Origin of the sequence: Methanoculleus sp. MH98A, from assembly GCF_000691865.1 — an archaeon.
GTDB lineage: Archaea > Halobacteriota > Methanomicrobia > Methanomicrobiales > Methanoculleaceae > Methanoculleus.
The window spans coordinates 1-877 of the sequence record NZ_JMIO01000279.1; the positions used below are offsets into that span (position 1 = coordinate 1).

Here is an 877-nt window from a genome sequence, read left to right on the forward strand (position 1 = left end):
CTTATACCCGAGAGAGTCTGGGGTCATATTGTTATTAAGAATAAATATTCTTTTTCCACTGAATGCAACAGCTTCAAAGAGCGTTGTGGAGTTATAGCCCACAATTATCTCGCTTGAGGCAATGAGTTCATAGATATTGTCGTAGGTTCTAATCTGAACGTTGGGGTATTTTCTGAGATCCTCGTAGCGATGAGTGAACGGCACTTCCCCTGGGTGAAGTTTAAAAACAATAGAGTATCCCGGAAGTTCTCGGGAGAGATATTTTGCAATCCGGACCATTGTGGAGGTCACCGTACCCTGCGACACCACGAGAATTGAATTCGGCTGTGGAGAGGTTACCCTCTGTAATTCACCCACCGATCTATTAAGCGTGGGATTTCCAACCGTAACTACACTGCTTGGGGTCTGAACCTGTTCGCCCCAATGTTTGCCAAACGTCAGGTAGTAATCAGGGAGGTATTCTTTCATGACTCGGTCTGCATTTCCAGAGAGGTAGTTGTACGCATAATGCTCTGGACCCACGTAGCCGTGTTGTACCTCGACCGTCTTGATGCCATGTTCTTTAAACCGCCGGGTAATTTCCCCAGTGATCCCAAGATATGATGCGCAATGAATGAATGCGACATTTCCATCCATTCGCGATACAATATCGTCAACGTAGTTTAAAAGATACCTGACCTTAGGTAATTGTGTTTGCAATTTTTTTGATTTGCAATGGGGCCTGGGGAGAAAATTGACTATGTAAGTCACGAATAAAATTAGAAAAATCCTTTTCGCATCCCGATATATCCTCCCTATACGAATTTATTTTTACTAGAACCTTGATATAATCCGCTAAAAAGGTATTTCTTTCATGTTCTTTTGGTCTGGCAATCTG

General features: G+C 43.0%; 2 protein-coding genes. Both read right to left on the reverse strand.

What is annotated here, in order from left to right; genetic code table 11:
• The coding region (locus EI28_RS14290; protein ID WP_197018542.1) for a hypothetical protein at positions 1-636 on the reverse strand (636 nt) is incomplete at its 3' end.
• A gap of 43 nt (positions 637-679) precedes the next feature.
• Positions 680-877 (reverse strand): hypothetical protein (locus tag EI28_RS15205; RefSeq protein ID WP_231476873.1); only part of this gene is annotated, 198 nt, incomplete at its 5' end.